The organism is Mesorhizobium tianshanense, assembly GCF_007830515.1.
In the GTDB taxonomy this organism is placed as follows: domain Bacteria; phylum Pseudomonadota; class Alphaproteobacteria; order Rhizobiales; family Rhizobiaceae; genus Mesorhizobium; species Mesorhizobium tianshanense.
The window spans coordinates 191,089-211,392 of the sequence record NZ_VLKT01000001.1 but is presented as its reverse complement, the minus strand read 5'-3'; the positions used below and the strand labels follow the sequence as shown (position 1 = coordinate 211,392).

Below are 20,304 nucleotides of genomic sequence, written 5' to 3'. Positions count from 1 at the left end.
CCGTCCCCGCGCAGAACCTCGGGGCAAGACCAAGAAATGACGCCGTCAACCCACAGAACAGGGCCGGCGGAAGTCCCAAGCCATGTCCAAACGAAAGTGCGATCTTCCTCCATATGAAAGAATTTGACTTGCTTCGAAACCAATCTGCAACAAAGCGCGGGCCCTAGCGGCATGCTCTGGATACAGGCCAACCGCAGAGTTGACCCAACGAAAGCAGCCGGCACCAAACGAAGATGAGCATGCAATCGAACGCGACGTGCTGGCTTCTCAGGGCAAGCATGACCGCAGCGATCATTGGCGATGTCGGCACCGCCGCTGGCGCTCCGGTGACGAGGCTCGCGGGAATGACTTCAAGCGAGGGTTCGACCCTGCATGCCGCACTGTTTTTCGCCGCGGTCTGGATCGTGTCCAGCCTGCGCATCTACCGGTTCAAGACCTTCTGGCGGGTCGGTTTTGGGCTGAAGAGGATGCGCGGCCCCTCCGGCAACTTGCAGCCGAGAGGACCGAAGGCCCGCGCCGCGACGGGGGGCTCCGCTGGCGGCGCGGGCACTTCGGGGGTGTGCTGAGGACCCGAACCGGAACACCGCGTAGCGACAAATGGGTGCTGGTTTTCGGAACAAGATCATGCCCCGAAAACGGGCACACGCAGCAGATGTGAATTTGGGGAGCGGATAGGATGAACACGAAATTTGCAGCTTCGGTGCTTACCGCACTGCTCTACGCACAGGGCCTGCTCGGCTTTGCCGGCCTCGCCACGGTGCTTCTCAGGGATCGTGCCCATGCAAGCGAACTCGTCACAGCCAGCGAGATGGGGGCCAGCGAAATGCCGTCAGGCCCATCGCTTCTCGTGGTGCGCTGAGCGCCTGGGCCGGTGGACAGTAAGGTGACGGCCCAGCCGTCAGTCGGCGAACTGCGTCGGCGGATCGAACCGGTAGCCCGCACCCCGTATGGTGGTGATGGTTTCGGTGTCGAGCTTGCGGCGCAGCCGCACAATCCGCGAATCGATCGAGCGATCGAAGGCATCGGCATTTTCGGCGGGCGCGGCGGCAATGATGTCGTCGCGCGTCAAGACCTTTCGCGGACTCGCCAGGAACAATCTGAGCAGCGCCACCTGGCCCGGCGACAACTGTTCTTCCGTACCGGAGCGATGCATGACCATGGCCGACCGCAGGTCGACCGTCGCATTCTCCAGCACCACCAATTCCCCGGCATTCCTGCCGCGCCGTGTCAGCAGGCCGCCGATACGGGCGGCGAGTTCCCTGACGTTGAGCGGGCTCTCGACGACGTCGGCGGCGCCGAGTTCGAGCGCCAGCACCTTGTCGACGAGATCGGCCGGCCGGCAGATCAGGATGAAATCCGGCCCGCCCTCGCCGCCATGGCGCCTGAGCAGGTCACGCCCTTCCGCCTGACTGAGGCTATCGCCAACGACGACGACATCGATGCCCTTTTCGGAAAGCAGGGATTCGGCCTCCCACGGCTGCCGCACCGCGCGCACGTCATGACCGCGCCGTTCGAGATGGTCGGCGAGATCGGCCGCAACCACTTCGGCGACCGAAATAAGCGCGATGACGGATCGTGCAGCCATCTTTTTCCATCCCCTGCAACCGGCAACCCAAGATGAGTGCTGGACATGATGTTTATACCCAATCTACTTTCCGCTGAAAGCGGGAGCGAGAGCATAGTGCAGGCACGAATTGTCGTCGTCGAGGACGAGCCCGATCTGAGGGACGCGGTCGCCGAATATCTCGGTGCCAGCGGCTACGATGTCGCTACGGCCGAAAGTGCCGCCGCCGCGCGAACCTTGCTGGAAACGCAGTCCTTCCATTTGGCCATCCTCGACATCGCGATGCCCGGCGAGGACGGCCTGTCGCTCGGCCGCTGGCTGCGCTCGAAAATGCCGATCGGCATCATCTATGCCACGGCCGCCGGCACCGCGCTCGACCGTATCGTCGGGCTGGAGCTTGGCGCCGACGACTACATTGTCAAACCTTACGAATTGCGCGAGGTGCTGGCGAGGGTCCGCAGCGTATTGCGTCGCGTTCCGCAGCCAACCGTGCCGCAGGGCGCTAAGGTCGAAACTGCCAAGCGCCGTTTCATGAGCTTCGGCTCCTTCCATGCAGATCTCGACGGCAGGTTTGTGACCGGCGCCAACGGGACGGTCGTCGACATGGCCAAAAGCGAATTCGACGTGCTGGAAGTTTTCCTGACGCGCGCCAACCGGCTGTTGACGCGCACGGCGATCTCCGAGGCGATCGGCTTCGTGGAGGACTCTGAATCGTCGCGCGCCGTCGACATCCGCATCATGCGGCTGAGAAAGAAGATCGAGACGGATCCGGCCAATCCGAAATTCCTGCGCACGGTGCGCGGCGAAGGTTATATCTTCTCGCTGCCTACCGGCGAAAGTAACTGAGCCGGGCGACCGCCTGGTATCAGTCCAGCCCGGGTGTCACTCTGGCTTGGTATGACTCTGAAATAACGGCTGATCATGAAGGCTGAAGCAGCACGCACCGAGATGCAGAGCGTCAGGCAGGGCGCGGCGATGGCGGCCGTCCGTATCGTTCGCCAGCTCCGGGAAGCTGGCGACTGGCAGCGCGAGATGGACAGCATCCTTGAAACGCTCTGCGGGGCTATGGATTGTCAGCGCGGCATTCTGTTTCGGCTGCGCGAGCTGCCCGGCCAGGGCTTTGCCCAGTCGGTCGCGGCCTACTGGATCGACCCCAGATTTGGTGGCGAGTTGGCATCGCCGACGGTCATCATGCAGTCGATCGTCAATTCGGATCCGTTGCTGGAACGGTTGGCGGAGGACGAGCGGCAAGGCAAGATCTTCGCCGGACACACGCGCGACCTCGAAGGCTTTCTGAGAACCGACTTCGAAAAGCAGAACATCAAGTCGTTCCTGTCGGTGTCGGTCTTTGCGCATGGCCATCTGTGGGGCACGTTGGCGGTCAACGACTGCGTGAACGAGCGTGAATGGACCGACGAGGAAGAGGCGACCCTCCACATCGTAGCACTGGCCATCGGCGACGCCATCGAACGATCGCTTTCCGACGCCCATGCCAGCGAAGTCATCCGCCGCACCATGCTGCAGGCCTCGCTCGACGCGATCATCGTCATCGACGAGACCGGCTCGATCATCGAATTCAATCCCGCCGCCGAAAAGATGTTCGGCTATCAGCGCAGCGACATCCTCGGCAAGGACCTGCTCGACACCGTCGTTCCGGAATATTATCGCAAGGGCTATGTGTCCGGTGCTGAATACATGTCGGGCCGCGGCGCGCCGATGGTCGGCCAGCGGCTGGAGACTGTCACCCAGAACGCGGCCGGCGAGGTCTTTCCGATCGAACTGACGGCGACCGAGATGCGGGTCGCCGACCGCCGCCTGATCTTCGGCTCGATCCGCGACCTGCGCGACAAGCTCCGCGCCGAAGAGGAGATCGGCCGCCAGCGCGAAAAGCTGCATCAGAACGAGAAGATGGCCGCTATGGGCTCGCTGCTCGCCGGCGTTTCACATGAACTCAACAACCCGCTCGCGGTGGTCGTCGCCCAATCGACGCTGTTGCATGAATTCGCTTCCGACCCGCAGACCAAGGTGCGGGCCGAAAAGGTGCGAGCTGCCGCCGAGCGCTGCGGCCGCATCGTCAAGAGCTTCCTCTCGATGGTCCGCCTGCATCCCGCCACGCAGGCCGAGACCGACCTCAACCACGTGGTCCGCGCGGCGCTCGAAGTGACAGCCTACGGCGCCAGGTCGAGTGGCATCATCATCGACACCGATTTCGCCAGCGGTCCGCTGCTGGCCCTGGCCGATGCCGACCATGTGACGCAGGTGGCCGCCAATTTCCTCATCAACAGCCAGCACGCCTTGGCCGGGGTTGCCGGCGACCGGCTGATCAAGGTCCGTACGTTTCGCAGCGACCGGGGCAACCCCGGATTCTCGGTCGAGGACAATGGGCCGGGCGTGCCGGAAGCGATACGCTCCCGTATCTTCGAGTCCTACTTCACCACCAAGCCGGTTGGCGTCGGCACAGGCATCGGCCTGTCGATCTCGAAATCGATCATCGAACGGCACAACGGCAATGTCTGGTTCGAGGAGGTTCTGCCGCGGGGCGCGCGTTTCGTCGTCCAGTTACCGGCGATCCCTGCCGCCGCCGCCACCGCCGGAGACAGCCCGGTGCGCTCGAGCGGATTGCGTCACGCGCTGATCATCGACGACGAGCCGGATGTTGCCGCGTCACTCTCCGACATTTTGGAGTTGATGGGCATCAAGTCACGGATCGTGCCAGCTTGGGAATCGGCTGCCGCAACCTTGACCGGCCACATGCCGCCGGACATCGTCTTTTCCGATCTGCGCATGCCCGGCACCAGCGGCATCGCCATTTATCACGAACTGCTCGCCGAAAAGCCGGATCTGGCGCGGCGCTTCGTGCTGGTCACCGGCGATCTGATCGGCGCGAAAGCCGAGATCGAGGCATTGCCCGCGCCACAGCGGCCGCAGATCCTGGAAAAGCCGTTCAGCACGCTGGACGTGCGCGGCGTGCTCTCGGCCATTGCCGACCAGATCGCGTTGGGCGGGTAGAGCCCAAAGAAAAGGCTCCCGACCGACGATGCGGCGGGAGCCTGACCCAGCGCTGGAGGACGCTCGGGAAAGTCTCAAAAAACGTTCGGCGTATCGGTCAGCGGTGCGGCGTTGGCGATGGTGCGGACCGCACGAGCCTTGTGAATGCCGGATTGCTCGGCGATGACGCGCAGGCATTCCGCGCTCTCGGCGCCCCAGGCTTGCCCCTTGCAGACAAAATCGATCTCCGGCATCGGCAGGCGCGCGGTCTTGGTCGTGGTCGGCGCGCCGTCGACGATGTTTGCCGGCGGATTCAATGAAACGAAAGCTGGACCAACCGTCGGCGCGAACGCCATGCCGACGAATGCGGCGGCGCCCAGCGCCACGAACAGCGCCATCGGATGGTCGTTTGCGCTCCGGCGCAGCGCCAGCCTCGGCCGTCGGTTGTTGCGTTCAGGCGCCTGCAGGCGGCGGTCATTGTAGGCAGTCTGGGTCTTTGTATACATCACCGTCCCCTTCGTTCGTTTTCTTTTGCATTTGAAACGAACTTAGTCGCACCTTGTAACAGGCCAGCGATGCTGCGTATCCAGCCATGTAACAGGCAGGAAACCAACCTTTTGTGGGGCTCTCGGTCAAAACCGGTCACAAATCGGGCAAGGGGATCGTGCCTCGCTGACTGTGGCGAGGAAAGCGGGCCGGCTCGCGCATCGGCCCGCATCGTCAGATCTCCGAAACAGGGCAAGTCCCAGGCGTTTGTTTTCCACCTGAGAGTTCTATTTCCACGCAGCCTTCCAAGGCTCAAGCCGAGATGGGACGCCAATGCGAACCTTGGCTAACACACGGAATTTTTGGGGATTTCTCAGGCCCTTAGCATCTGGACTCCGACCAAAAGCGCTTGACGACTTTGCGCAAAGAATCACTAATATTCCCACAAGCCGTTGCATTTAAATAGGAAATATGGTTTTATTGAATGAGTATTCAACAAAGAAGACCGCTCATGAACCCGCACTTCCGTGACGTTGCGATCCCCGCCGAATGGGACCGGCGGGGTCTGCCGGGCTGGAGTTACCATTCCAACGCCCTGCTCGAACTCGAGAAAGAATACGTCTTCCGCAACCACTGGCAGATCGCCGGCCATGTCTCTGACCTGCCGGATGCCGGCGACTATCTGACCATGGATGTGGTCGGCGAGCGGGCGCTGATCGTGCGCGGCAAGGACGGCGTCGTGCGCGCCTTCAACAACATGTGCCGCCATCGCGGCAGCCGCGTCGTCGCCGACAGCCAGGGCACCTGCAAGAACGCTCTGGTCTGTCCTTTCCATGGCTGGGTCTACAACCTCGACGGCACGCTTCGCGGTGCTGCCCGTCCACGCTCCTTCCCCGATCTCGACAAGACCGAATTCGGCCTGACGCCGCTCGATCTCGAGATCTGGATGGGCTTCATCTTCATCCGCTTCCGCATGGGAGGCCCGCAGCCGTCGGTGGCCGAGCTCTTGAGGCCGATCGAGGCCGAGATCGCCCACTACGGTGTCGCTGAGATGGTGCCGTCCTGGGGCGTCTGGACCCAGAAGAGCCCGGTCAATTGGAAGTCGGTGCGCGACGTCGACAATGAAGGCTACCACGTCGCCATGGCGCATCCTGCGTTGCAGGATCTTTACGGCGCGACCTATTTCGACGAGCCGTTCGTCAACGGCGTGTCACGCTCCTTTGCCACCTACAATCCACATGCCGGTCGGCGCTGGAGCGTCAGGCAGTACATCAAGGTCGCGCCGGAAGCGGCGCACCTGCCGGGGCACCTGCGCAAGGCCTGGATCTACTACGGCATCTTCCCAAATAACGTGCTGTCGGTCATGCCGGAATCCGTGCAGTTCTATCAGGAATTCCCGCTGTCGACCGGCGAGACGCTGTTGCGCGGCGCCATCTACCGCTATCGCGACGAAACCAGGGAGCAGGCGGCGGCACGCTATCTCTCCTACCGCATCGATCGCGACACCATGAACGAGGACGTACAGCTTTCCGTGTGGTCGAACGAATCCATGCTGTCCGAAGCCTTTGAGGGTTTTTATCTCTCGGACCTCGAATATGGCGTACGCACCCACCACGACCATTTGCGCGAGCAAATCCCCGTGCTCGGGTTAGAAACGGCACCGGAGGAAAAGGACATGTGGGCGCTGAACGACGCGCTGCGGTCGAGGTCGTAGAGAGCAGGACGGCGAAGCTGCCGATCTCCCACAAGAGGGAAAATCGGCCGTCATCTCATCCCCGCCACACGCCCTCTTTCCGCAAATCGTCCATCGTCCGTGAAATGCCCTCGCGCAGGATCGACACCATGTCGTCGATCTGGTCGCGCGTGATGATCAGCGGTGGCGACATCACGCACATGTTGATCAGCGGCCGGACCAGCAGGCCAAGCTCGTGGCAATGCGCATCGATGCGCTTGCCGACGTCCTTGTCGAGCTGCATCGGATCCTTGCTTTCGCGATCGGCGACGCATTCGACACAGCCCATCAGCCCCAGGCCGCGCACCTCGCCGACCAGCGGCAGTTCCTCGAGCGTCTTCAGTTGCGCCTGGAAATAGGGCGAGACTTCGCGTGTGTGGGTCAGCACGCTTTCTTCCAGGATATCAAGATTCTTCAGCGCCACCGCGCAGCCGACCGGATGGCTGGTGTAGGTGAGCCCGTGGCCGAACATGGCGTCCGGATGGTTTGAGCGGCGCAGCTCCTCGAGCAGCCGTTCCGAAATGATGACGCCGCCAAGCGGGAAATAGCCCGACGTGACGCCCTTGGCGAAGGTGATCATATCCGGGTCGATGCCGAACATGTCGCCGGAAGCAAAGACATGGCCGAGCCGGCCGAAGGCGGTCACCACCTCGTCGGAAATATAGAGGATGTCGTTGTCGCGGCAGACCTCGCGAATCCGCTTAAGATAGCCGTCCGGAGATACGACGACGCCCCCCGATGCCTGCACCGGCTCACCGACGAAAGCGCCGATCCTGTCGGCGCCGACGCGGGCGACCGTATCGCGGAATTCATCGACCAGGGCATCGGTGAATGCGGCAATGCTGATGTCTTTCGGGCGGCGGAACGGATCGGGCGACGACAGCTTGACCACCAGATCGTCGGTGCCGTCCATCCAGTCGCGATCTCGCGGACGCCCGTTGAGCGAGGCCGACAGATAGGTCGAGCCATGATAGGCGCCGCTCCTGCTCACAATCAGCTTCTTCTCCGGGCGGCCACGCACATTGTTGTAGAACTGCATGAAGCGCAGCGCCGTCTCCACGGCCGAGGAGCCGCCCGTGGTGAAGAAGACATGGCTGAGATCACCAGGCGCATGACCGGCGATGCGCATGGCGAGTTCCGCGGATGGCGCGTTCATCGTATACCACGGCGTGTTGTAGGACAGCGCCATCGACTGGTCGTACATCACCCGCGCCAGCTCCTCGCGGCGGTGGCCGATATTGATGCACCACATGCCGGCCGGCCCGTCGATCAGCTTTTTGCCGGTGCCATCCGTGATGTAGATGCCGTCGCCTTCGCCGATCAGGGTGCGCGCCTCGCTGCCGACCGAACCGGCGAACGGCCAGGGCTGAACGAGGTGGCGTTTGGCCATCTCGACCGCATCGGCATCGCCAAGCCCAGCCGCTTCAGTCGCCCTCAAATCTCTTGCAGTCGCCATCATCGCCTCGCATCGTTTCGTCGCAAATTTCATCGGACATGAAGCTCAGCGCCAAATACCGGAAACATCGGCTTTCTTCGCATCATTTTGAATGTCCGTTCAATCAATATTACAGAAATAGCGCTTGATTTCAATCGGCGGATGCGCGCATGATGAAAGAAAGCTGGCAAGCTCGGAGAGCGATCGGCAGAGTTATCATCGGCTTTGCGTTCGATCGCGCTCCAGGCATAAAATCGGGAACAAGCGCCGGCACTGGAGCGACGTGCGTCCAATTCGATCACAAGGTACGCTCCGGCATTTTGAATCTACGCATCGTGCTTTTCGGGCCGACGCGCTAGCCAATGGGACGTCGCATGGCAGGACAATCCGCGCCAGCAACCGAGATCACGCCCGGGGCCCTGCCCGAGGGCCTGCAATGACGGCAGCTGCGGAAGGGGCGCCCGCGTTCGGCATGACGCGGGCCAGGCGAAACGCCCTTCTGCAGTCCGAATCCGTCCAAGGCTTTGCCCTGATCAGCCCGACCTTTCTCTATGCGCTCATACTTCTGGTCCTGCCGATCCTGGTGGTCATCGCGCATTCCTTCTGGACGCAGAACTACCTCACCATCGATCGCACCTTCACGCTGGAAAACTACCGCGCCGCGCTGACCGAGCCGATCTATCGCGACCTGCTCTGGCGCTCGCTCTATATCTCGCTGATGGTGAGCTTCTTCACCGTGGTGCTCGCCTATCCGATCGCCTACTTCATTTCGTTCCATGGCGGCCGACACAAGAGCCTGTGGCTGTTCCTGATCACCATCCCGTTCTGGACCAGCTACCTGCTGCGCGTCATGTCGTGGAAGGTCATCCTCGGCTACAATGGCGTGCTCAATTCCGGCCTGATGGGCCTTGGCCTCATCGACGAGCCGTCGACAGCGCTGCTTTATAACTCGAGCGCCGTCATCATCACGCTGACCCATGCCTGGGCGGCCTTCGCCATACTGCCGATCTTCGTGTCGCTGGAAAAGGTCGACCGCACGCTGGTCGAGGCGGCCACGGACCTCGGCGACGGTCCCATCCGTTCCTTCCTGCGCGTGACCCTGCCGCTGTCGGCGCCCGGCATAATCTCGGCGGCGCTGATCGTCATGATCCCGACGGTCGGCGACTATGTCACGCCGAAACTTGTCGGGGGCAAGGACGGCGTCATGATCGCCAACGCGATCCAGGCGCAGTTCGGCAAGGCCTCGAACTGGCCGCTGGGTGCAGCACTTTCCGTCACCACCATGCTGATCGTGACGCTGATGGCTGGCGCCACCGTGGTGATCATCCGCGCGGCCCAGAGGCTGGCGCGATGAGGCTGGCGCGATGATTGCGATGCGGCGCTTCCTGGCCAGCGGCTGGCTGTCGGCCTACGCGTTCCTCTATATCATGTTCCTCTATCTGCCTGTCGTCTTCCTGCCGATCTTTTCGGTCAACACCGCCGCGACACCGAAATTCCCGCTCTCCGGCTTCACGCTCAAATGGTACGAGGACCTGCCGCGCACGCCGGCACTGCTTGACGCGACCTGGAACAGCCTGGTCGTCGGCGTGTCGGCCTCCATCCTGTCCACCGTGCTTGGCATTCTCGCCGCCCGCTCGATCACCCGCTACCGCTACCCCGGTCGCCGCGCCATTAACGGCCTGATCATGGCGCCGCTGGTGCTGCCCGAAATCATCGTCGCCATCTCCCTGCTTTTGGTGATACTGCAACTGGGTTTGAGCCTATCGCTGTTCACCATCGTGCTCGGCCATGTCCTGGTCTGCATTCCCTATTCGATCACCGTGCTGACCGCCGGCTTCGAGGGCTTCGACCGCAGCCTGGAGGAGGCCTCCGCCGATCTCGGCGAGAGTGCCTTCGGCACGTTTCGGCGGGTGACGCTGCCGATGGTGGCGCCGGCGATCATCTCCAGCCTGCTCGTGTGCTTCACCATTTCGCTCGATGAGTTCATCATCGCTTTCTTCCTGACCGGCACTGACGCGACGCTGCCGATCTACATCTGGGGCCAATTGCGATTTGCGTCGAAGCTGCCCGGCGTGCTGGCGCTGGGCACGCTCTTGCTGGTTGCCTCTTTCCTGCTGTTGACTATCGCCGAAATCCTGCGCCGCCGCGCGGCCAGACGCACCCAGAACGAGGGAGGCCTCCATGCCTGAGCGGCCCCGATCCGAACGGCCCCAACTCGAACGACCAATGATCGAGATCCACAACGTCACCCGCAGCTACGGTTCGTTCAAGGCGCTGGACGACGCCTCGCTCACAATCAAGGAGGGCGAATTCTTTTCCCTGCTCGGCCCGTCCGGCTGCGGCAAGACCACGCTGTTGCGCATGATCGCCGGCTTCGACAATCCGACCAGCGGTTTGATCTCGGTCGACGGCCAGTCGATGCAGGGCATCCCGGCCAATCGCCGGCCGACCAACATGGTATTCCAGAGCTATGCGATCTTCCCGCATCTCAATGTCGAGCAGAACGTGGCCTATGGGTTGAAGCGGCTAAAGCTGGCAGGATCGGAAGAAAAACGCCGCGTCGAGGAGGCGCTGGCCCAGGTCTCTCTGACCGGCCTTGGCAAACGCCTCGCCACCGAGCTTTCCGGCGGCCAGCGGCAGCGCGTGGCACTGGCCCGCGCGCTGGTGATGCGCCCCAAGGTGCTTCTGCTCGACGAGCCGCTGTCGGCGCTCGACAAGAAGCTGCGCGAGCAGATGCAAGTCGAGCTGCGCCGCCTGCAGCAGGCGGTCGGCATCACCTTCGTCCTGGTCACGCACGACCAATATGAGGCGCTGGCGATGTCGGACCGCATCGCCGTGATGTTCGGCGGCAGGATCGCGCAGGTCGCCTCGCCCAAGGAGATCTACCAGCGGCCGGTCAACCGCCAGGTCGCCGACTTTCTCGGCGGCATGAATTTCGTCAAGGCCGAGATCGTCGAGGAGAACGGCGCTTCGCTCGTCGTCGACACGCTGGGCTTCGGCCGCGTCAAGACCGACAAGCCGAAAGCTTTCGTCCGCAATGGCGGGGCCGCCACGCTCGGCATCCGTCCAGAGCGTCTGCGCGTGTTGTGGGACAACGCCACGGCGAAATTCGAGGTCGCCGGCAAGGTGGTCGAGCGCCATTATTTTGGCGAGATCACTCACCTGATCGTTGAGATACCGGGATTGGAAAAGCCGCTGTCGGTAACCGAAACCAACGATTTCGGCGCCGATGACATCCCCGTCGGCACCTCGATCCGCCTCGCCTATGACCCCGATGCGCTGGTGGCGATGGCGGATTGAAATCCCTGGATGATCTTTCGTGCAGCGATGCCCCCCGCCGCAACAGCGCCTTCGATATAGCCCGGGAATGACGGCGACAGTTCGGACGCGGCGAAATGCACTGGCGGTGCGCCGGCCAGGATGATGCGTTCGGCGCCGGTCGCCGTCGCATCGACGATAAGATCGCTGTAGCCGCCGCCGCTCCAGCGATCATCCGTCCAGTCGCGATAGCTGAAATCGAGCATGTTGGCGGCCTCCATACCGAGCGCGTCCTCCAGCCTCGTCGTCACCTCAGCGCGTAACGCCGCGTCGCCGAGCTCACGCCAGCGCAGGGCCAGAGGCCCGCCGACGAAGACGACCAGCGCGGCATGGTCGCTGTCCTTGCTGACGTCGCAGGCAAACAGCCCTGGAAGATCGCGCCACATCACCACGCCGCTCAGGCCCTTGTCGCGCCAGAAGGCACTGGGATAACGCACCAGCGCCTTGATCACCGCGCCGCTTTGCCAAGCGCCGAGCGCCCTTCCCAGGCCAGCCGGCAGCGGCGGTGCAAAATCCAGTTTCGAGGCCGTCATCGGCGGTACGGCGACCAGTGCCATCCGTGCTTCGATCGAGCCCGTCGCCGTGACCAGGCGAACCCCTTCCGGCCGGTGCTCGATGGTCTCAACCGGTGTGCTTAGCCGCACACGATCGCCGAGATCGTTGGCCAGGTCGTCCGCCAGCGACTGCATGGTTTCGCGAACGAAATATTGCAGCTCCGACCCCTCGTTGGTGATGCGGCGATCATTGTCGATCAGGTGCCACAGCGGCAGTTCTTCGAGCCCTTGGCACCACAGTCCCTCGATCATCGAACGGAAAGCAGCTTTGGCCTCGTCAGGATCGGTCTGGCGCTCGAGCCAGGCGGCGACGGTCAATCCGGCGATGCCAGGATCATCCGGGGCGATCATGTTCATGCGGTCGCGGATCGCCATCGATCCGAAATAGGTTCGGTCGGCTTGCTGTGCACTCATCCACGGCTGGGTGACGAATTCCCCATAGACATAGGTCTCGACCAGTGTCTTGCCGCGCGCCTGCAGCAGCCCCATCAGTTCCGGCATCTCCTCGCACAGGAACTGGCCGCCGCTGTCGATCCATTCGCCGAGCCCGTTCCGCCCGGACTCCACGCGCCCGCCGACACGATCGCGCGCTTCGAGCAGCACGAAATCGATACCGGCCTCCCTCAGTTCATGCGCAGCCGACAGGCCGGTAAAGCCGGCTCCGACGATGCCGACGTCGGTTCTTTCGATCCCGCTCTTCAATAGCCGGCCTTGATCTTCTCGAACTCCTCGATCATCCGCTGCTTGAGATCCGAGGGAACCGGCGCCTGGAACAGCGTCTTGTCGATGAATTTCTGCACGTCGTCGTAGCCCTTTTCCTTCAGCACGGCCTGGTCGACACCGGCCATGCCCTTGGCGTTGGCCTGGCCGTAGCCCCAGTCCGTGACCAGCACCTTGGCGACTTCGGGATCGTTGATTGCGTTCAGATAGTCATAGGCCCTGTCGGTGTTGCCCGGTGCGTCCTTGAACAGCACGTAGCCGCAGACCCAGGTCGAAATGCCTTCGTCGGTGTCCTTCTTGGCCTTGATCGGCACGCCTGCGGCGACCGACTGCACCGTCGCGTCGTTCCACGCCCAGGCAAGGTCGACCTCTCCGCCGCCCAACTGCTGAACGATGTCGGTGCTGTCGGTCCAGTAGGCGCGGACATTCTTGTGCACCTGGCGCAGGAAGTCGGACGCCTGCTTGAACTGGTCGTCCGTCATCTTGGTCCAGTCCTTGAGCCCGATCGCCAGCGAGGCCAGCGCATAGGCGTCGTCGACATTGTCGCCGATGGAGACCCTGCCCTCGAACTTGGGATCGGCGAAGGCCTTCAGCGAATGGATATCCTTCTCGTCGACCTTGTCGGAATTATAAGTGAGCTGCGTGTTGCCCCAGTCCCAGGGCATGAACCAGGCCTTGCCGTCAGCGGTGGTGGCGAGATCCTTCATTGCCAGAATGCCGGGATTGAGGTCGCCCCAACCGGTGATTTTCGAGGTGTCGAGCGGCTGCAGCAGACCCGCCTCGCGCCATTTCACCACGCTCTGCGAGCAGGGATGGCCGAGATCGGCCTTGAAACCTGAGCGGGCTTTTTCGAATGCCTCGTCCTCGTCGCCAAAGAAGGTGAAGGTCGGCGAGTCGCCGTTTTTCTCGACGTATTTCGGGTGGAAACCGGGGTCCTCGTAGCCGGACCAGTCGAACACGATCAGGTCCTTGTCCGCGGCAACCGCAAGCGCTGCGACTGAGGCCGCCAGCGTTCCTGCCAGCGCCAATGTCAATGTCAGGCGTCGGATCATGTTCTTCATTGCTGTTCCATCCTCCTTTTTTTGGTTGTTTCATGCCGTCTTGGGGCCGCTGGCCCACGGATAATGCTTTGGAAATGCCGCCGACAGGAATTCGTTCGCCGCTTGCAGCGCAGTCTCGCGGGTGGTGTCTTCGGTGCCCATCATCAGGCGCAGCCACAGACCCTCCAGCAAGGCACAGAGCGCCAGCGCCATGACGTGCGGCTCGAAGGCATAGCCACCGCTTTGCTTGAGCGTCGCGCAAAGGTCGATGAAGACTTTCTGATAGGCCGCGTCGCGCGCACCGCACAGCGCCTGATAGGTCGGGCGCGACTTGGCCTCGCCCCAGAAGGCGCACCAGGCGGCCAGCTTGCGCTTGTTGCAGATTGAACGGTCGAAATCGGCGGCGACCAGAGCCCTCAACTGGCGGGCGGGATCATCGCCAGCCTTGGTGAGTGCAGCGCGCCAGTGTGCGGCATATTCATCGGCCATATATTGCAGCGTGGCGACGAGCAGCTTCTCCTTGCTCTCGAAGTGGAAATTGACGATCCCGCGCGACAGGCCGGCGCCATCGGCGACATCGGCCATCGTCGTCTCCGAATAGCCGCGCTTGGCCAGCGAATCGATTGTCGCCTCGATCAGCTGAAGCTGCCTGACTTCCTTCGACGCCTTGCGGCCGCGTTTTTCGGGCTCGTTTTTCCGCGTTGATTCAAGGAGGGCGTCCCTGGCTTCTGCTTTCATGGGCGTGATGGTCTCCAGCATCGCCGGCTATCCAACCGGCTTTCGACCGCGAAGATGAGTGGGGCGGTGCTCGCCGCTGTCAAGAACCTTCTGCATGGCTTCCCAGGTTCGTATGTTCTTGTCGACATAGGCCGCTCCGACCGCAGCCGCGACTGTCGGGTAGAGCGGTCCTTTAAGGCGCCTCAATTCCTCTCGCGCGACGTCGCGATACCAGGGATTGCGGTCGCGCACGGTGACGTCCGCAAAACCTGCCTGGCGCATCGCTTGCGTGTAGCGCACCGGCGACGCCATGGCGAAGGAAAGGCCCTCGGCGGCGATATAGGCCTTCATGTCAGGTGAAGGTTCGCCATCATGCGAGATCATCCAATTTGATGCCGCGAAGACCCCGCCCGGCTTCAGCACACGGAAGATCTCGGCAAACAAGGCATCCTTGTCGGACACATGCAGCAGCGCATCCTTGGAGAACACGACGTCGAAGGAGCTGTCGGCGAAGGGCAACGGCCCTGGTGGCGTCTGGACGAAATTGGCGCGATCGGAAAGCCCGCGTGCAGCCGCCCTTTGCCTGGCCGTCTCGATCACCGGCCGCTCGACATCGAAGCCGGTGGCGTGGGCAGCACCGTGACGCTCGACCAGATGCAGCGTGATGCCGCCGGAGCCGCAGCCTATATCGAGGATCGCCCTGCCGTTGAGCGCGAGCCCTTCGACCACCCGGTCGACCTCATCCGGGCCGCCGGGCGACAGATAGCCGTCGCCCCACAGCGCCTCGAGGAAGCGGATGGCGGTATCGTCATATTCCGGCTCGGCGTCCGCTGTTTCGACCATCAGACCTCAGTCCCAAGCCCTTACCGAATGTCGGCAAAGCCTAGCGCATACACGCGAAAATGCAACACCATTTGTTGAACATTCATTCAATATGGCTGGACATAGCGGCCGCTGCCATGCAAAATTTCACGCACCTCGCAGCAGATCGGCGAAATCAGGGTCGGGCAGAAATGAGGGTTGGGCCAAAATGAAAGCCTGGGATGCGATCGTCATCGGCGGCGGTCATAACGGGCTGGTCAATGCCTGCTACCTGCAGCGCGCCGGGCTCGACGTGCTGGTCGTCGAAAAGAACGGTTGGGTCGGCGGCGCTGCCACCAGCAGGGAATTGACGCCCGGCTTCCTCTATTCCAACTGCTCCTACGTCTGCTCCTTGTTCCGTCCCGAGATCATGCGCGACCTCGAACTGCCGCGTTACGGGCTGCAGGTGATCTCCTACGAAGGTGGCGCGGTGTTCACCCGCGACGGCGACTATCTCGCCAACTACCGCGATCACGATGCCCACCGGCGCGAATTCGCCCGCTTTTCCAGGCGCGACGCCGAAGCCTATGACCGCTATTCCCGCGACGTGACGCGGCAGTGCCGTTTCATCCAGCCGTTGCTGATGCGCACCGCACCCGACCCGACCAGTTTCCGGCCACGCGACATCGGCGAGCTCCTCTATCTCGGCAGAAAGTTCGCCGGGCTTACGCCTGAGGAAATGGCGCTGACGCTGCGCTTCTGGACCATGTCGATCTCGGACTTCCTCGACGAGTATTTCGAGACCGATGTCATCAAGGCGAATTTCGCGCTGTCCGGCATCATCGGCACCGCGCTGGGCCCGATGTCGCCGGGCACCGCCTATGTGCTGCTGCACCACTATATGGGCGAGGTCGATGGTTCCGTCGGCGCCTGGGGTTATGCGCGCGGCGGCATGGGCGCCGTTACCAAGGCGCTCGCCGCGAGCTTCCAAGCCTCCGGCGGAACCATCCGCACCGGCGCCAAGGTCGACCATGTGCTGGTCCGGCGCGGCAAAGCCAGTGGTGTGGTGCTGGCCGGCGGCGAGGAGATTTCCGGAAAGCTCGTCGTTTCCAATGCGGACGTGAAACGCACCTTCCTCAAACTGGTCGAGGAAAAGGAACTGCCCGACATCTTCCTGCGCCGGGTCAGGAACTTCAAGATCCGCGGCTCGTCGGGCAAGGTCAACTTCGCGCTGGATTCGCTGCCCGAATTCCCGGCGCTGCCGAAGGATTCGCCGGTCTATCGCGGCGATATGCATTTCACCGACTCGATGGAACGCATGGAGCGCGCCTATGACGACTGGAAGGCCGGGCAATGGTCGGCCGACCCTTTCCTCGACATGGTGATCCCGACGACGCTCGACCCGACCATGGCGCCGCCCGGCAAGCACTTCATGAGCTGCTTCGTGCAGTACGCACCACCGAAGGTGAACGGCCGCGAGTGGACCGACGCCGACCGCGATGGTTTCGCCGAAAGCGTGATTGCCCAGATATCCGATTATTCGCCGGGCTTTCGCGATCGCATCGTCCATATGGAGGTGCGCACGCCGCGTGAGATCGAGGTCGAGGTCGGCCTCACCGAAGGCAATATCTTCCAGGGCGAGCTGACCTTCGACCAGCTTCTGTTCAACCGCCCGGTGCCGGGTTACGCACAGTATCGTTCGCCGGTCGGCGGGCTCTATATGTGCGGCTCCTCGACCCATCCCGGCGGTGGCGTCATGGGGGCGCCTGGCCGCAATGCGGCGGCAGAAATCCTGCGCGACCTCGCCAAGCCAACCACCCATATGAGCCCGGCCCATGATGTCATTTGACGCAGTCGTCATTGGCGGCGGCCACAATGGCCTCGTCTCGGCCGCCGTTCTGGCTAAGAGCGGCCGCAAGGTGCTGGTGCTGGAAGCCGCCGACGATGTTGGCGGCGCGGCGCGCACCGAGGCATTCGCACCGGGCTTTCGCGTCTCATCCATCGCTCATCTGCTGAACCGCCTGCATCCCGATGTGGTGAAGACGCTGGAGCTGGAAAGGCACGGGCTGGACATTGCGCGCGGCGACTTCGTGCCATCCATAGCGCTGTCGAAAGACGGCCCGCCGCTTGTCCTGCATGGCGCCTATGGCGAGGTGCTGACCGGCGCGATTGCCTCGGAGCAGACCGCCTGGAAGGGGTTGCGCGCCCAGCTGCTGCGCTACGCCGGCATCCTGAAGCCGTTCCTCGCACGCCGCCCGCCTGATCTTGGCGGCATGTCGCTGCTTGAGACGGCGTCGCTCGGCCAGACAGCTCTGGCGTTGAAGAGGCTCGGCAAGGAGGACATGCGCGACTTCCTGCGCGTTCTGTTGATGAACGTCGCCGACCTGCTCGATGAGCAGCTTGCCGACGACCGGCTGAAGGGCCTGCTCGCCTTCGATGCCACGCTCGGCAGTCATCTCGGCCCGCGCTCGCCGACCTCGCTGCTTGGTCTGTACTATCGGTTGGCCGGGGAAACTGGTGGTGTCGCTGGCGCCCAGACGCTGCCGAAGGGCGGCATGGGCGCGGTCATTTCAGCCATCCGCGCAGCGGCGGAAAAGGCCGGCGTGGCTGTCCGCACGTCGACACCGGTGGCAAGGATCATCGTCGAGAAAGGCCGCGCCGTCGGCGTCGCACTCGACAGCGGCGAAGAAATCCGGGCGAAAACGATCGTCTCCGCCATCAATCCGGCGACCACTTTTTTCGACCTCGTCGGGCCGCGCGAGATCGATACCGGTTTTGTTCGCAAGGTCGGCAACATCCGCATGAAGGGCGATGCGGCAAAGTTGCATCTCGCGCTCGACCGGCCGCCGCAATTCGCCGGTGTCGATGCCGCGGGCCACAAGGGTCGTCTGGTCATCGCGCCCTCGCCCGATCATGTCGAGCGCGCCTTCAATCCATCGAAGTACGGCGCGTTCTCGCCCGAACCGGTGATGGAGATCACTCTGCCCAGCCTTGCCGATCCGTCGCTGGCGCCCGACGGTGCGTGTGTGCTGTCGGCCGTGGTGCAATACGCGCCCTATGTACTCAAGGAAGGCTGGAGCGACGGCAAGCCGAAGTTCCTCAAGGCGATCATGGCTCAGTTCGAGACCTATGCGCCGGGGATCGGCAAGACAGTGCGCCATGCCGAATTGCTGACACCGCCCGACATCGAGGCGCGCTACCGGATGCCGGGCGGTCACTGGCACCACGGCGAATTGCAGGCCGACCAGATGCTGATGTCGCGGCCCGTCTCCGGCTGGTCGGGCTACGACACGCCGGTTGAGGGGCTGTTCCTCGCCAGCGCCGGCTCGCATCCGGGCGGCGGCGTCTCCGGCGCGCCCGGCTTGAACGCCGCGCGGCGCATCATCGCGATGAAGGGGTGATATGATGATCCAAAGAGCTAAGGCCCTGCTCTACGACGCCCCCCCTCAACCGAGCATCGACACCGCCCGCACCACAGCCCAATCGCACTTCCGCACCTTGCGGTGCGGCACACCGTTTCAGCCACGCATCGATGCGCTGGCCAGGACCAATGACTGGTACAATTGGGCCGGCTACCGAGCCCCGCATTCGCTGTGGGACGAGGAGCTCGAATATTTCGCCATCCGCAGCCAGGCGGCCTTGTTCGACATCTCGCCGATGACGAAATACCGCGTCGAAGGCCCGGATGCCGAGGCCTTCCTCAATCGCGTCACGCTGCGCGACGTGACCAAGCTGAAGTCGGGCCGCGTCCACTACACCGCCTGGTGCGACGACGAAGGTTTCGTCCTCGACGACGGCACGCTGTTCCGCCTGTCGCCGACGCGGTTCCGGCTGTGCTCCCAGGAACGGCATCTGCCCTGGCTGCTCGACAGCGCCATAGGTTTCGATGTGACGGTCGAAGAAGAAACCGCGGCCGTCGCCGGTCTGGCCTTGCAAGGACCGACCGCCTTCGCCGTGCTGCACGATGCCGGTTTCGCCGGCGTCGAAAATCTGAAGGTTTTCGACCTCGCCGACTTCCCACATGATGGCGACCCCCAGGGAAACAGCCAAGTCACCATTTCGCGCACCGGTTTCACCGGCGATCTCGGCTACGAGCTGTTCGTGCCATCTGAGCAAGCACTAAGCCTTTGGGACCGGCTGATGGCGGCTGGTGAATTGCGCGGCATCCGTGCCATCGGCTACACGGCACTCAATCGCGCCCGGCTCGAAGCCGGCTTGATTGTCGCCAATTCCGACTTCGTCACCTCCGAGCACGCCATCCGCGCCGACCGCTTGCGCATGCCGGACGAAATCGGTCTCGGTTTCATGGTCGACCTCGAAAAAGGCCATTTCAACGGCCGCCGCGCCATTCTCGACGCGCGGACGAAGAAGCGTCTTCGTCATGTGCTGGTCGGGCTGGAAATCGAAGGCAGCATTCCGGCCGAGCATGCCATCGTCTACTATAGGAAAGGCCAGGAGGTCGGGCTGATCAGCGCCGCCATGTGGTCGCCGATGGCCAAGCGCAACATCGCCATCGCCTCGCTGGCGCGGCCGTTTGGAGATACGATGGTCGACGACCTCTGGGTCGAGATCTACGCCATGCGCGAGCTGCAATACCAGAAGCTGATGAAGCGGGCCAAGGTGGTGCCGCGACCCTTCATCAGGCTCGACCGCCGCACCGCCAATCCACCGGCGGGTTTCTGACCATGACCGACAAGACAGACAAGTCCGACGTCGATGGGGAGGCCACCGAACAGTGGGAGCTGGTCAATACGCCGCTCGGCGAAAAATGGTCGGGTCGCACGCGCTACGCAGCCGCCATGTTCTTCTACAAGCGCGGCGAGATGAGTGCCGAAGCACTGGAAGTCTACCGTATCTGCGCCCGGCTGGATTCGGAAAATCCGCTGCCGATCATCCGTGACCGCGGCGTTGGCCAGGACTGGCTGAGGCGTATGGGTTTCGAGTAGTAC

Annotated in this window: 20 protein-coding genes; 12 read left to right on the top strand and 8 right to left on the bottom strand. The window is 62.9% G+C overall.

Features of this window, described 5'->3' with window-relative positions; translation table 11 throughout:
- Positions 1 to 239 precede the first annotated feature (239 nt).
- Positions 240 to 566: a hypothetical protein gene (locus tag IQ26_RS01090; RefSeq protein ID WP_240546946.1), complete on the top strand. Its 327-nt coding sequence runs from the start codon at positions 240 to 242 to the stop codon at positions 564 to 566.
- Between the two features lie 110 nt (positions 567 to 676).
- Positions 677 to 859, top strand: a complete 183-nt coding sequence (locus tag IQ26_RS01085; RefSeq protein WP_145711469.1) for a hypothetical protein — start codon at positions 677 to 679, stop codon at positions 857 to 859.
- Between the two features lie 39 nt (positions 860 to 898).
- On the opposite strand, the gene IQ26_RS01080 is transcribed toward IQ26_RS01085, so the two are convergent.
- Complete coding sequence (locus IQ26_RS01080; RefSeq protein WP_145711467.1) at positions 899 to 1,585, bottom strand: response regulator transcription factor; 687 nt, start codon at positions 1,583 to 1,585, stop codon at positions 899 to 901.
- A gap of 96 nt (positions 1,586 to 1,681) precedes the next feature.
- On the opposite strand from IQ26_RS01080, the gene IQ26_RS01075 reads away from it, so the two are divergent.
- On the top strand, positions 1,682 to 2,410 hold the full coding sequence (locus IQ26_RS01075; protein WP_162457831.1) for a response regulator: 729 nt from the start codon (positions 1,682 to 1,684) through the stop codon (positions 2,408 to 2,410).
- A 75-nt stretch (positions 2,411 to 2,485) separates the two neighbouring features.
- Positions 2,486 to 4,573, top strand: a complete 2,088-nt coding sequence (locus tag IQ26_RS01070; RefSeq protein WP_162457830.1) for a PAS domain S-box protein — start codon at positions 2,486 to 2,488, stop codon at positions 4,571 to 4,573.
- Between the two features lie 74 nt (positions 4,574 to 4,647).
- On the opposite strand, the gene IQ26_RS01065 is transcribed toward IQ26_RS01070, so the two are convergent.
- Positions 4,648 to 5,058 carry a hypothetical protein gene (locus IQ26_RS01065; RefSeq protein ID WP_145711463.1) on the bottom strand — a complete coding sequence of 137 codons (411 nt, stop codon included), beginning with the start codon at positions 5,056 to 5,058 and terminating at the stop codon, positions 4,648 to 4,650.
- Between the two features lie 491 nt (positions 5,059 to 5,549).
- Between IQ26_RS01065 and IQ26_RS01060 the strand changes: the two genes are divergently transcribed.
- Positions 5,550 to 6,752: an aromatic ring-hydroxylating oxygenase subunit alpha gene (locus IQ26_RS01060; RefSeq protein ID WP_145711461.1), complete on the top strand. Its 1,203-nt coding sequence runs from the start codon at positions 5,550 to 5,552 to the stop codon at positions 6,750 to 6,752.
- Positions 6,753 to 6,807: 55 nt separating this feature from the next.
- Here the strand turns inward: IQ26_RS01060 and IQ26_RS01055 are convergent, their stop codons facing one another.
- The gene (locus tag IQ26_RS01055) at positions 6,808 to 8,226 is read right to left on the bottom strand and encodes an aminotransferase (RefSeq protein WP_145711458.1); all 1,419 of its coding nucleotides are present in this window, start codon (positions 8,224 to 8,226) and stop codon (positions 6,808 to 6,810) included.
- A gap of 29 nt (positions 8,227 to 8,255) precedes the next feature.
- On the bottom strand, positions 8,256 to 8,507 hold the full coding sequence (locus IQ26_RS01050) for a hypothetical protein (RefSeq protein WP_145711456.1): 252 nt from the start codon (positions 8,505 to 8,507) through the stop codon (positions 8,256 to 8,258).
- A gap of 134 nt (positions 8,508 to 8,641) precedes the next feature.
- Here IQ26_RS01050 and IQ26_RS01045 point away from each other — a divergent pair, with 134 nt between their 5' ends.
- The 3 genes from IQ26_RS01045 to IQ26_RS01035 are packed head-to-tail and all read left to right on the top strand — an operon-like array spanning position 8,642 to position 11,505.
- The gene (locus IQ26_RS01045) at positions 8,642 to 9,559 is read left to right on the top strand and encodes an ABC transporter permease (RefSeq protein ID WP_145711454.1); all 918 of its coding nucleotides are present in this window, start codon (positions 8,642 to 8,644) and stop codon (positions 9,557 to 9,559) included.
- A 10-nt stretch (positions 9,560 to 9,569) separates the two neighbouring features.
- Positions 9,570 to 10,394 (top strand): ABC transporter permease, encoded by an 825-nt coding sequence (locus IQ26_RS01040; protein ID WP_145711452.1) that lies wholly within the window; start codon positions 9,570 to 9,572, stop codon positions 10,392 to 10,394.
- A 37-nt stretch (positions 10,395 to 10,431) separates the two neighbouring features.
- Positions 10,432 to 11,505: an ABC transporter ATP-binding protein gene (locus tag IQ26_RS01035; protein WP_145711623.1), complete on the top strand. Its 1,074-nt coding sequence runs from the start codon at positions 10,432 to 10,434 to the stop codon at positions 11,503 to 11,505.
- On the opposite strand, the gene IQ26_RS01030 is transcribed toward IQ26_RS01035, so the two are convergent.
- The 4 genes from IQ26_RS01030 to IQ26_RS01015 are packed head-to-tail and all read right to left on the bottom strand — an operon-like array spanning position 11,469 to position 15,397.
- Positions 11,469 to 12,779 (bottom strand): flavin monoamine oxidase family protein, encoded by a 1,311-nt coding sequence (locus IQ26_RS01030; protein WP_145711450.1) that lies wholly within the window; start codon positions 12,777 to 12,779, stop codon positions 11,469 to 11,471. The genes IQ26_RS01035 and IQ26_RS01030 overlap by 37 nt on opposite strands.
- Entirely contained in the window at positions 12,776 to 13,858 is a 1,083-nt protein-coding gene (locus IQ26_RS01025) for an ABC transporter substrate-binding protein (RefSeq protein WP_145711448.1), read from the bottom strand. The genes IQ26_RS01030 and IQ26_RS01025 overlap by 4 nt, the downstream gene beginning before the upstream one ends.
- Before the next feature lie 30 nt (positions 13,859 to 13,888).
- A complete protein-coding gene (gene betI / locus IQ26_RS01020; protein WP_145711446.1) occupies positions 13,889 to 14,596 on the bottom strand; it encodes a transcriptional regulator BetI in 708 nt (235 codons plus the stop codon).
- Between the two features lie 6 nt (positions 14,597 to 14,602).
- Positions 14,603 to 15,397, bottom strand: coding sequence for a class I SAM-dependent methyltransferase (locus IQ26_RS01015; protein ID WP_145711444.1), 795 nt, complete (start codon positions 15,395 to 15,397; stop codon positions 14,603 to 14,605).
- A gap of 187 nt (positions 15,398 to 15,584) precedes the next feature.
- Here IQ26_RS01015 and IQ26_RS01010 point away from each other — a divergent pair, with 187 nt between their 5' ends.
- Genes IQ26_RS01010 through IQ26_RS00995 form a run of 4 tightly spaced genes read left to right on the top strand, consistent with a single transcriptional unit; the run spans position 15,585 to position 20,301 of the window.
- Entirely contained in the window at positions 15,585 to 17,204 is a 1,620-nt protein-coding gene (locus IQ26_RS01010; protein ID WP_145711442.1) for a phytoene desaturase family protein, read from the top strand.
- Positions 17,191 to 18,756 carry a phytoene desaturase family protein gene (locus tag IQ26_RS01005; protein WP_145711437.1) on the top strand — a complete coding sequence of 522 codons (1,566 nt, stop codon included), beginning with the start codon at positions 17,191 to 17,193 and terminating at the stop codon, positions 18,754 to 18,756. The genes IQ26_RS01010 and IQ26_RS01005 overlap by 14 nt, the downstream gene beginning before the upstream one ends.
- Positions 18,757 to 18,760: 4 nt before the next feature.
- On the top strand, positions 18,761 to 20,038 hold the full coding sequence (locus IQ26_RS01000; protein WP_145711429.1) for an aminomethyl transferase family protein: 1,278 nt from the start codon (positions 18,761 to 18,763) through the stop codon (positions 20,036 to 20,038).
- A gap of 2 nt (positions 20,039 to 20,040) precedes the next feature.
- Positions 20,041 to 20,301, top strand: coding sequence for a hypothetical protein (locus IQ26_RS00995; protein ID WP_145711423.1), 261 nt, complete (start codon positions 20,041 to 20,043; stop codon positions 20,299 to 20,301).
- Positions 20,302 to 20,304: the final 3 nt, after the last annotated feature.

Bases quoted from the DNA above. Each gene is read 5' to 3' on its own strand.
- betI (WP_145711446.1), bottom strand. From the start codon at position 14,596: ATGCTGGAGACCATCACGCCCATGAAAGCAGAAGCCAGGGACGCCCTC.
- IQ26_RS01025 (WP_145711448.1), bottom strand. From the start codon at position 13,858: ATGAAGAACATGATCCGACGCCTGACATTGACATTGGCGCTGGCAGGA.
- IQ26_RS01045 (WP_145711454.1), top strand. From the start codon at position 8,642: ATGACGGCAGCTGCGGAAGGGGCGCCCGCGTTCGGCATGACGCGGGCC.
- IQ26_RS01085 (WP_145711469.1), top strand. From the start codon at position 677: ATGAACACGAAATTTGCAGCTTCGGTGCTTACCGCACTGCTCTACGCA.
- IQ26_RS01005 (WP_145711437.1), top strand. From the start codon at position 17,191: ATGATGTCATTTGACGCAGTCGTCATTGGCGGCGGCCACAATGGCCTC.
- IQ26_RS01090 (WP_240546946.1), top strand. From the start codon at position 240: ATGCAATCGAACGCGACGTGCTGGCTTCTCAGGGCAAGCATGACCGCA.
- IQ26_RS01060 (WP_145711461.1), top strand. From the start codon at position 5,550: ATGAACCCGCACTTCCGTGACGTTGCGATCCCCGCCGAATGGGACCGG.
- IQ26_RS01035 (WP_145711623.1), top strand. From the start codon at position 10,432: ATGATCGAGATCCACAACGTCACCCGCAGCTACGGTTCGTTCAAGGCG.
- IQ26_RS01010 (WP_145711442.1), top strand. From the start codon at position 15,585: ATGAAAGCCTGGGATGCGATCGTCATCGGCGGCGGTCATAACGGGCTG.
- IQ26_RS01055 (WP_145711458.1), bottom strand. From the start codon at position 8,226: ATGGCGACTGCAAGAGATTTGAGGGCGACTGAAGCGGCTGGGCTTGGC.
- IQ26_RS01015 (WP_145711444.1), bottom strand. From the start codon at position 15,397: ATGGTCGAAACAGCGGACGCCGAGCCGGAATATGACGATACCGCCATC.
- IQ26_RS01080 (WP_145711467.1), bottom strand. From the start codon at position 1,585: ATGGCTGCACGATCCGTCATCGCGCTTATTTCGGTCGCCGAAGTGGTT.
- IQ26_RS01000 (WP_145711429.1), top strand. From the start codon at position 18,761: ATGATCCAAAGAGCTAAGGCCCTGCTCTACGACGCCCCCCCTCAACCG.
- IQ26_RS00995 (WP_145711423.1), top strand. From the start codon at position 20,041: ATGACCGACAAGACAGACAAGTCCGACGTCGATGGGGAGGCCACCGAA.
- IQ26_RS01065 (WP_145711463.1), bottom strand. From the start codon at position 5,058: ATGTATACAAAGACCCAGACTGCCTACAATGACCGCCGCCTGCAGGCG.
- IQ26_RS01070 (WP_162457830.1), top strand. From the start codon at position 2,486: ATGAAGGCTGAAGCAGCACGCACCGAGATGCAGAGCGTCAGGCAGGGC.
- IQ26_RS01040 (WP_145711452.1), top strand. From the start codon at position 9,570: ATGATTGCGATGCGGCGCTTCCTGGCCAGCGGCTGGCTGTCGGCCTAC.